This window comes from Pseudoalteromonas luteoviolacea H33-S (assembly GCF_001625695.1).
In the GTDB taxonomy this organism is placed as follows: domain Bacteria; phylum Pseudomonadota; class Gammaproteobacteria; order Enterobacterales; family Alteromonadaceae; genus Pseudoalteromonas; species Pseudoalteromonas luteoviolacea_B.
This window is the reverse complement of sequence record NZ_AUXY01000143.1, coordinates 1-10,287: the sequence shown is the minus strand read 5'-3', so window position 1 is coordinate 10,287 and position 10,287 is coordinate 1. Positions and strand designations below refer to the sequence as shown.

Here is a 10,287-nt window from a genome sequence, read left to right as displayed (position 1 = left end):
TTTTAAATACATACAGTCCCTTAGCAGCGGTTAAACTCGCTTATTTCACCTTGCGCAAAAAGAATGCCAGCGCTTCGCGCTGTGTCATTAACCTTTCGCACGATATTCACCTTGCGTAAAAGAAGCGCACTCACTGCGTTCGCTGTTGCTAGCCTTTTGCACATTAATCAACCTGCCAAAAAGTTTCCATGAAACCCTAATGGGATAGCATAGGGTAACCAAGCCCTGCAAATTGGCCCTGCTGATATGTTTTGTGCGTTGAATATATTTAGGCAAGTACGCTTTGTTGGAATGTGCAGCGCAGTACCAATTAAATAATCACCCTTAGTGTTTTCTTGATCATTCACTAATACATGCTCTTCCACTAGATAGTCCTTACCATAAGTAAACGTATCTAGGCTATCATTGTCCAAGTTAATTCGTCTAACGCTGTCACTCCAAACATCGCTTTCGATGGATGACAAAGTAAATAAATCACGGTTCTTTTTCCCGGTTAATGCACTATATATACGAGGGAACTCGCTGATGCCATCTATGGTGTATGATCTCACTTTTCCATTTCGCAATAAGCTAAATACAACAGTCTTAGCCGGTGATATTGGTATATCACGTTCTCCTTGCATCATAGAGGTTAACTGATTAAATACATCCCCATTAGGGTATAAGCTTGCATCAAAAGAGATGTTGCCATTTTTATCTTCCCATGCATTGCCAAAATGAAAAACAAATCCAGGGTCTAAGCTATATTTTTTTACCACCTTCAAAGTACTTTTACTGATAATGAGTACTTTCATTGTCTGCTCTGGCGCAAATTGAATTGATGAAAACTGTCCTTCTATCGTTCTATCTCTTTTTAAAGAGGGTAATAAAAGAAGAATATGCTTTTCGGTGATTAGGAAGTCATGCACCATTCCTCCAGTAAAGCCACTGTTTATCATACCCACATTTTGTAATTTACCTTGGCTATTTAACTGGTATAAAACTATGTGGCCACTGAGTGCGTAGCCAAAATTCCATATCGTGCCATCCGCCTCTACTTTTGGGTGTGCAGAGAAGGGCAAGCCTTTTAAGCTATTTTGATGTTGCGTTCCTGCACCGAGGTTAATAAGTCCTTTAGTTTCGAGTGTGCTCCCTTCAATTGCAGTGGCTGAACCTGCTTCCCATAGCGCCCATAATTCCCCGTTAACTGGCAGCACATTTGTATTGGCAGTATTAATTGAGTCAGGGTTGTTGATTGCAAGGCTGTTAGGCAGTTTACTATCTGGGCCAGAAAACAAAAATTTACCGGCTTTCTCTTCAGCTATAAATTTACTTGTTTGTGTAAACTTGCCTTGGTGATGTACTTTTCCTTCTGCAAATTGGAACTGATGGATCATGCCATCACCTTCAAATAAGTGGGTATACCTCTGCTCAGCTCTTTGGTGCCGAGCTGGACCGTTGCGATAAAAACAACCTTTCAGATCTTTTGGTAACTGACCTTCTATTTTCAGTTGATTAGGTGAAAAGTCAGAGTCAGTGCCAAGTACACCTACCAAGTCTGGGTATTTCTCTAATGCAGCTAGAAAGCGTTGTTTGTTTATCTTTAGCGGATCTACATGAGATACACTGTCTTGTATAGCAGCTAGGCATGGTATTGAGATAGCCGCATGTGCAATGGGCGCTGCAAGCATGCCTTTAATTAATTGCCGACGGTCCATAATGTGATCCCTTAGTAGCTGATATTGGTGATTTCTAGGTTGTTGCCATTTTTGATGGTAATCGCCATGTCTTGATACTTTGGTGGTCCAAATTGCATGGTTGCGTTATTTGAAAAGCCAACTCCTTCTGTTGGGATACCGAAGAAATTCGTATCTAATTTTGCATTGCTATTAACATCATGAAAGAAGCGAATAACGTACTCCCCACTTTCTATGTCTGAGAAATTGGCCTTTATCGTGCCCGTTTTAGCTGAGATGATATTCTGAAGGTGGCTTTTACCTGCGTTATAGTTCTGTTCACCTTTAAACAACTCGATATACACTTTTCCCTGTTCATTACTGACATTATTGATTTGTAATTCAAGGTGATTGGCAATGACTGGTGTGCACAATAGGGCCAGTGTTGAGATTAAAGCCTTCATAAATTCTTCCTTATCTATCTGTTTTATTTGTGCTTATTTGCGCTGATTGATAAAAACGATAGAATGGATTTTATCCATGGACAATATGATTTTCGTGGATGAGGCAGTTGCTTCGTAGATTAGACTTATTCAGTAGATACTTTTTTGGCGAATCGTGAAATGAAAAAAAATAACTATAAAAATCATGATGAAAGCTCAAGGTGGACAATTCGTAATATTGCTTCTGATAGCACTATTGTTTTGTTATTCGCATGCTTTTTGGCTTTTTTAAAACCCTTTGGTATGGATAACATAAGTTTTGTGTATGCGTTGTGCTTTTGGATAACCATTTGTATATGTGGTTACCTGGTTTATGCACCTGCATTGACTTTAGGTAGAGCGGCGCTGTCGAGTATCGCGCCTAATTTGAAGGCGCAAAATGTTCTCTCTTTAGTGGTTTCTATTTTATGTGCCAGTTTAATCATGGGGCTTATCACACCATTTATCATTAACCTATTTTTTTCATTGTCTTCAGATTATTGGGATAAAGTTCCTTTTTCTATTATGGCTTGTTTGTTTATAGGTGGGGTGATCACCTTAATTAGTGTGACAAAGACTTATGTGCTGGAGCAAAATGCTGTTATCACTTATCAGCAACAGCGTTTAGAGTTAGAGCAACCAGAAACGACGATACTACAGCAGAAAATGTTGATGGACTTTATAAGCAAATTGCCTATTGAAAAACGCGGGGAGCTAATCTGTTTACAAATGGATGATCATTATCTGCTAGTACACACCGACAAAGGGGGTCATATGCTTTTAATGCGGTTTAAAGACGCACTTAAGCAACTTGATGGTTATCCCGGTTTTCAGACTCACCGCTCTTGGTGGGTCTCTACCAATGCAGTGACTGCGACAAAGCGCGAAGGGCGTCGGCTTATTTTACTAATGAGTAATGGCCTGGAGGTCCCAGTTTCACAAACATTTCTAAGTCAAACAAAAGATAAACTCAATATATCGTAACAGACTGTTCTTGCAATTAAACTCATTTTTCGAACAAGGTGCGACTTGTGTCGCACCTTGTTGCGTGTTAAAGTGCGACATGTGTCACAGGAGGGGTATGTTTTGAAACCAAATAACACAGAGTTAGTTATATTAAAATTGCTTTGGCAAAAAGAGCCAAGGTCTGCCAGAGAGATCCATGATGCTATTGAAGCTGAATTTGCATGGAGTTACTCATCTACTCGAAAGACGCTTGAGCGTATGGCTGACAAAGGCTTGCTGAGTGTAGGCGAGCAAGGCAATAAAAAAATATTCAGCGCTGAAGTAGATAAAATGCCAACGCTGGCGGCGTGTGCGCAAGAGTTTGCGAAGTCAGTTTTTGAATTGGATGGGCCGTTGCCAGTCGCAATGTTTGCAGACAGCCGTTTAATTCAAGAAGATGAGCTGGATGAACTCGAATCATTACTTGAAGAGCTGAACAAGCAAGATAAGAAATAGGTACGCGAACATGGATTGGTCACTAATCAGCCCGCTCATGATGTTAGCTTTATGGCTATTGACGAGTTGTTTATTGCTTAAAATTGGTAAGTATATAGCCGTAAGATACCCAGCTACACCGACAATATGGTGGGTGATATTGGGATTATCTGTATTGCCTATTTTACCGGTGAGCACAAGCTCTGAGATCGGAAAAGTACCAAAAGCGCTGCTTGAGTTTGGTGGATATATTGAGCAAAAGCAGCATCAGGTTGGCCAATTGTCTGTGCAAGATATACCGCTTTCCTTTGATGTGCTGCTTTACATTATTTTTGCTGCCTATTTAGTTGTTGCTATGCGAAAGCTAAGCAGACTTCGTAGGAGTTGGTTGAGTATTCGGCGCTTATTGACTACGTCAGAGCCATTTGCACATTCAATGTCAAATGTGCCTTGTGTACAAATACCCATAACCTGTTCTCCTTTTGTATTTGGGCTGTTCAATAGCAAAATTGTGCTACCGAGTTATTTTTCGCAGCTGAGCGCTGAGCAACAGAGCACCTTATTGTGCCATGAAGTGACGCACATACATCATAAAGATCATATTGCATTATTAATCTGGAGCATATTGGGATGCGTTTTTTGGTTTAACCCGTTTATCAAACAAATGGAAAAAGGCTTTATTCATGCCATGGAATTACGTTGTGATTTGAAAACGCTCATGTGTTACGACATTAATAAAAAGCACTATGCTACAACCTTGATGACGGTATTAAAGCGTTCGATTGCGGTTAATACGGTACCCAGCACGGCAAACTTTTCCTCGGATGCGTTGAGCTTAGAGGACTATAAATTAAGGCTTCAACAGATAATTCAGCCACAAGCCAATAAGCCTGCATACCTTGTTGTCCTTTTATTTTCTATCTCCATTGTATTGGGCTTTGCGAATATAAAAGCGGCGCCAGCATTATACTCAGCAACTGAGCAGTGGCAGAACCCACTTACTGATTTTCGGATCAGTTCATATTATGGGCATATATCTGAATTTAGACATTCCAAGCCCCACGGTGGTATTGATTTAGTTGCGCCTGTTGGTACCCCAGTCAAAGCGGTCTCTAGTGGTATTGTTGTTATTGCAGATGCGACTACGCTATCTGCTAATTTAGGCAATGTCGTCCTTGTGCAGCATAAAAATGGTTACCAAAGCTTATACGCACACTTAGATAAGATCACTGTTGAACAAGGCATGCAGATCAAAGCCGGAAGTAAGCTAGGTACTTTAGGCGCTACGGGGCGTGTGACCGGAGCGCATCTACACTTCGAACTGTTACATCAGGAGCAGCGGATAAATCCGTTGGCTATTCTAGAGCTAAAATAACCATGATAAAAAATAGCATATTGATTACTGCAGCCTTAGTTGTAGGGGTTGCTTGCACCTCAGAGAATGTAGATAAAGTCGCATATAAACAAACACCAGATGACCACGCGTCAATCGAAGAAGCTACCAGTAAAATAACAGTAACGTCTATCAAGACCGAAAAGGCGCGATCTCAGATAGTAAGGGTAGGTGCTGGAGAGAATCTAATGGGTGTCCTAAAGCGCTTTGATGTAACGACATCGCAAGTCATTTCGTTAATTGGTGCAGTTAAACCATGGCTGGACCTTAATAAGCTCGCTACGGGCCAAATGATTCAAGTGACGCTAAATGAAAATGGTGACTTTAAAGCCATTTCTATCGGTGTGAAGTTTGCCACAATTATTACGGCGACATTGGCGGAGCAGGGTTGGCAAGTTAAAGAGTCAGAGCTTGAGACTGAATTTGTCGATAGACATATTCAAGTAAACATTGGTCGCAGTTTTTATAATAGTGCGTTGGATACCGGTATGGATGCTGAGGTCATTCAAAGAGCTATTGCGATTCTTTCTTATCAAGTCGACTTCCAAAGATCTTTACAAGAAACGGATGTTTTCGAAGTTATCTATCAATCTACTCAGCTTATCAATCCTCATGCTTTATCAAGTGAAAGTGATTTAAATAAGGTTCGGTATATCAAGTTAACGGTTGCAGGTCAGGTACATGCTCTTTATCTCTTTGAAGTGGGCGACGATAAATTCGAACGGTTTTATTATGCTGATGGGCGGCCTGTGCAAAGCTTTTTACTCAAAACCCCGCTGAATGGCGCGCGGTTATCATCTACTTTTGGGCATCGTAAACATCCGATACTCGGTTTTACAAGGCTGCATAAAGGACTTGATTTTGCGGCCACTGTGGGCACGCCTGTCTTCGCTGCTGGGGATGGCAAAATACTTAAAGCAAATTGGGGGGGAAGCTTTGGTAATCGGGTTACCATCAAGCATGCCAATGGATATCAAACGCTATACGCACATTTACGAAGCTTCGCTAAAGGTTTAAAAGCGGGACATATCGTCAAGCAAGGGGAGGTCATTGGGTATTTGGGTAATACTGGACTATCACAAGCCCCACACCTCCATTATGAAGTACACAAAGATGGACATGCAATTAATCCATTGAAACTCAATATGCCGCAACTTACAGAACAAACACTTTCCGGTATGGAATTAGCTGCATTTCTAAATACGGTAAGCCGTATTGAGGGTCAATTACAGCAGCATCATAAGCTGCAAAGTGAATCATCAGAACTCGTTTTTAATTATATTCTTAAGGAGAACCTTCAATAATGTATAAAAGATTTATATTTACATTAATGCCTTTATTGTTTGTTATGCAGGCGTTCGCAAATGAGCCATTTACCATTCAGAATACGCACACAATACAAGTGACATCCAAGATTAATCAACAAAGCTATGAGCTCTATGTGCGATTACCCAAAGGTTATAACAAATCAAAGCGCCATTATCCGCTTGTCTTAATTAATGATACTAGCTACTCCATTGCAACTGCCAGCGGCATTCTACATTTAATTGAGGGTAGAGATATTGAAGAGGTTGTTGTCGTTGGGATCTCTTACTCAAAAGGAACCAACCCACTTATTAGTCGCACTAGAGACTATACGCCTACTTTTGCGCCTGAAGAAACTATGGGGCACTCCAGAGAAGCGCAGCAAGTGTCGGGGCAAGCAAACAGTTACGTCAAGTTTATCGAAACACAAGTATTACCATTGGTAATAAGTCAATATCGCATTGATAGTTCGCGTAAAACCTTCGTAGGTCATTCGTATGGTGGATTATTAGGCACTTATATTTTGCTACATCAACCGGAGTTGTTTAGTTCTTATATCTTAGGTAGTCCGTCGTTTTGGTATGATAATAAGGTGATATTTGAGATGGAAAAAAACTATGCAAAGCACAATAGCGTGCTACCTGCGACAGTGCGCTATTTTATAGGAGGTAAAGAAGGTTTTATGGTAACGGATTTAAAAGAGTTTATGAGCATACTTGATAAACGCCAGTATAAAAGTTTTGACTATCAACATACTGTTATCCCCAATACGTCCCACTTCAGTGTGTTTGCGCAATTACTCACTGAGGGCTTAATCAGCTTATATGGCAAATAGCCAACCAGAGAGCTTTCAGCTATCTCCTGAACTGCATAAATTTTTGCATATTCCTGAATATGAAATTATTTTGATTTTTGCATGTTAATAAAATGTATCCTTGAGGTCGTTGTGACCTTAAGGTATTTCTTTGTGAAAAAGCGTCAATAAGAAATTATTTTAAAGTTTTAAAATTTTAATGCGTATCATTCACTAAATAAATTCTTAAGTAGATGTTTATTAAGTACAAATTCCAAATTGAGGGACTAAGTTAAACAGATGGTTGTAAATATAACTGTATATTTATAAAGAGATTTTCATTTTGTCACATCATTGTTTAGGTTGAATTCTTGAGGTTTTCCTTGGTACACTTGATGTGTCAAAACTTTTATAAATATTTACATATTTAGCATTATTGGTGCCAGTTTTCAGTCCATCTTGTGCGTTAAACTTTAGTTAGGAATAGTTTGTTGCAAAAGGATAGTATTAGAGCTTCACTTGGGGAATTTGTCATTGATTTAGGGCAAAGTCTGCTTTTTTTAAAAGGTGAAGAGGTTTCAGTAGAACCTAAAGTCATGGAGTTATTACTATACCTCTACGATTGTCGTGGACGATATGTCACGGTCGAAGAGTTGCATGATCATGTTTGGGCTGATCGTGTGGTAACAGACACGGCTGTGAGGGGGACTGTTAAAAAGCTTCGTGTGATCCTCGCGGATGATGATTTGAATAATCCAAAATATATCAAATCCGTTGCAAAGAGAGGGTATAAATTAGTTTGTGAGACTAAAGTACTGTTTGATGAGGATGAACATCCGCCTACGTCAAGTACTGAAACTTCTAGTGCCAGCCTCAGGCCTAATTCACTTATTAAAGAAAATATAAAGCCTCAAAAAAAGTCATTTTTACTGATGTTATCGTCGCTGTTTTTTATTTTGTTGGCTGCAAGCTTTCTGGCTTCTAAATACATTTATAACGACACGCACTTAGTAGGAAAGGAACACCTTACCGAATTCAAGGGTGAAAAAAAGTCAATAGCAATATCGTCAGATGGGCGTTTTATTGCCTTTGTTGGCCGATATGGTGAGAACGGTCTCAGCCAAGTGTACCTTCTTGATAAACAAGAAGGGGTGACAAGACAACTTACCAAGAGCGCTTCTAACGCGCATTTTGTCAGCTTTGCACAAAATGACAAAGTGCTGGTATTTAGTGATATTGTTACTGGCGCTTCAGCACTGAAACTTCTACCACTAACTGTCTCAGACCCTGAAAGTGCAATGGTTACATTGCTGGATAACAAGTTTTTAATTGGTCGTGTTGCATCTGGCAGGGTGCCATCTGAAATACTTGTTCAGTTGGCTGATGACGCTGAGTCAGCACTTATGTTGTATGCCATGGATCTAGAGTCTCTTAACTTATCTAGACTGATGACGCCTACACACAGTGGTGGATATATACTGAGTGGAGCGGTATCTCCTGATAAACAACGATTAATGACCATAGCGGGTGAGTCTAGTAAATATCAACTCATTATTCATGATTTTACTACTCAGCTGGACCGCGTTTTGAGTGAGCAAAACCGGCGAATAGATGATGTAGTTTGGATGAATGATGAGGAAGCTCTGTTCCTTGATACTGATGGCTTGCACATTATTAACGTTAAAACGGCTGAAAGTAAACTGGTGCATGAAAACCCAGGTGATTTGATAACAAATTTAGCGGCTTCTAAAAATGGTCATGTGGTAGCTATCAAAAAGTCTCAAGAGCGCGCTAATAGGTTGTATATTGAGCGTTCATTGAATGGGTCAGGTGATGTCAACAGAGTTATTAACACAGTTCCTGAGATCACATCTATGGTATTTGACCCGCAAGATCAGCAGATGCGATGGGTGAGGGTGAAAAAGAATGATGTTAATTATGTAGGTTACTTTAATATTAATAATGACGAAATTTCAACGTATTATAAAACCTCGGAACCACTTGAAATATTGGATGTCGCCCAAGACAATCAGCATATTCTGGTCAAAGAAAACCATCGCTTGGGGCTCTTAAATATTCATACTGAAACTTTACTTTATTTAACTGCCGACTCGAGTGTATCGAGTGACGCCGTATTCTTTCAAGATGGTAAGTACGTGCTTTTTGGAGTGAAGATTGCGGGAGAGTGGGAGATCCAAAAGTATGATGTTAATAAGGCAACGACGGAAGTATTTCTTCGATATTTTAGGTCAATTAGGCCGACGAATGACAACTTTGTGGTCGCAGACAGCGCCGGAGATTTATATTATTTAGACTCTTTACAATCGGTTGCTGAGCCACTTGGTTATCAAATTAGTTATGAGTTTATTACTCGGTGGCATGTTAAGCAAAATACTGTAATTTGGACAGATTTTGATTATTTAAAGAGTTATATACACTCTGTAGATGTAGAGACAAAAGAACATGTTGTCATTGAGGATTTATTTTATAGCATGTACCCGAGGATATCAGCGAATAAAAGTGGTGAGCATGTCGTCTATCTCTCTGTACAGATTAATGACTCTGCCATTCAACAATTATTCTTTGATTGAATTATTTATCTCCACTCCCAATTATTACAATACTAACTACGAGAAAAACAATGAATACCTTAAAACTATTGAGCTTTACTATTTTTATTGCTGTTATGTCGAGCCCAGTTTATTCCCTCCAAATGACTTCCCCTGAGGAATGTAAAATTACAGGCACGTGTAGCGATCCTAGTAAACCATTTGGAAGTAGCAAAGGAAAAGGGGGCGTAGATAAACCTTTTTAACTGACCCTTCTAAATACTACTGCTTGTTTTGCAAGAATAATTGCTAGCAAGTAGTAGTTTTCCCTCCCTCCTTGTCTAGAAATTAAAACAATAAAATACTGATTTTATTGCTTACTTTTTAAGTTATAAAAAAGCAATGAATTAGTTGTTGGTGTTTGATGCCCATTTTAATAACTTGTTTAGTGCAGCAAGGAGTGGGCACTTGGTAGTGTGATTCACCTCCAGTTTTTTGTACGGATGCAGAAATATATTGGAGGTTGAATCACCAAACCTGAATAGAATTTAACAGGATCTGATGCAAGTGAGTCAGCCAGGATGCAAGTGAGTCAGCCAGGATGCAAGTGAGTCAGCCAGGATGCAAGTGAGTCAGCCAGGATGCAAGTGAGTCAGCCAGGATGCAAGGG

8 protein-coding genes are annotated in these 10,287 nt (G+C 39.7%); 6 read left to right on the top strand and 2 right to left on the bottom strand.

Translation table 11 applies throughout. The features are described from left to right. Nucleotides 1-167: 167 nt before the first annotated feature. Together N477_RS25515 and N477_RS25510 are read right to left on the bottom strand one after the other, a co-directional pair. Entirely contained in the window at nucleotides 168-1,697 is a 1,530-nt protein-coding gene (locus tag N477_RS25515) for a carotenoid oxygenase family protein (RefSeq protein ID WP_063359942.1), read from the bottom strand. An 11-nt stretch (nucleotides 1,698-1,708) separates the two neighbouring features. Next, the gene (locus N477_RS25510) at nucleotides 1,709-2,119 is read right to left on the bottom strand and encodes a DUF2141 domain-containing protein (protein WP_063359943.1); all 411 of its coding nucleotides are present in this window, start codon (nucleotides 2,117-2,119) and stop codon (nucleotides 1,709-1,711) included. A gap of 159 nt (nucleotides 2,120-2,278) precedes the next feature. On the opposite strand from N477_RS25510, the gene N477_RS25505 reads away from it, so the two are divergent. From N477_RS25505 to N477_RS25480, 6 genes are all read left to right on the top strand, one after another. Next, nucleotides 2,279-3,121 (top strand): LytTR family DNA-binding domain-containing protein, encoded by an 843-nt coding sequence (locus tag N477_RS25505; protein WP_063359944.1) that lies wholly within the window; start codon nucleotides 2,279-2,281, stop codon nucleotides 3,119-3,121. A gap of 102 nt (nucleotides 3,122-3,223) precedes the next feature. Continuing rightward, nucleotides 3,224-3,598, top strand: coding sequence for a BlaI/MecI/CopY family transcriptional regulator (locus N477_RS25500; RefSeq protein WP_063359945.1), 375 nt, complete (start codon nucleotides 3,224-3,226; stop codon nucleotides 3,596-3,598). Nucleotides 3,599-3,608: 10 nt separating this feature from the next. After that, nucleotides 3,609-4,952, top strand: a complete 1,344-nt coding sequence (locus tag N477_RS25495) for a M23/M56 family metallopeptidase (protein ID WP_063359946.1) — start codon at nucleotides 3,609-3,611, stop codon at nucleotides 4,950-4,952. 2 nt (nucleotides 4,953-4,954) lie between these two features. Further along, nucleotides 4,955-6,274: a M23 family metallopeptidase gene (locus N477_RS25490; RefSeq protein WP_063359947.1), complete on the top strand. Its 1,320-nt coding sequence runs from the start codon at nucleotides 4,955-4,957 to the stop codon at nucleotides 6,272-6,274. Further along, nucleotides 6,274-7,110 (top strand): alpha/beta hydrolase, encoded by an 837-nt coding sequence (locus N477_RS25485; protein ID WP_063359948.1) that lies wholly within the window; start codon nucleotides 6,274-6,276, stop codon nucleotides 7,108-7,110. Before N477_RS25490 ends, N477_RS25485 begins: the two co-directional genes overlap by 1 nt. 449 nt (nucleotides 7,111-7,559) lie before the next feature. Then, complete coding sequence (locus N477_RS25480; protein ID WP_063359949.1) at nucleotides 7,560-9,659, top strand: winged helix-turn-helix domain-containing protein; 2,100 nt, start codon at nucleotides 7,560-7,562, stop codon at nucleotides 9,657-9,659. Nucleotides 9,660-10,287: the final 628 nt, after the last annotated feature.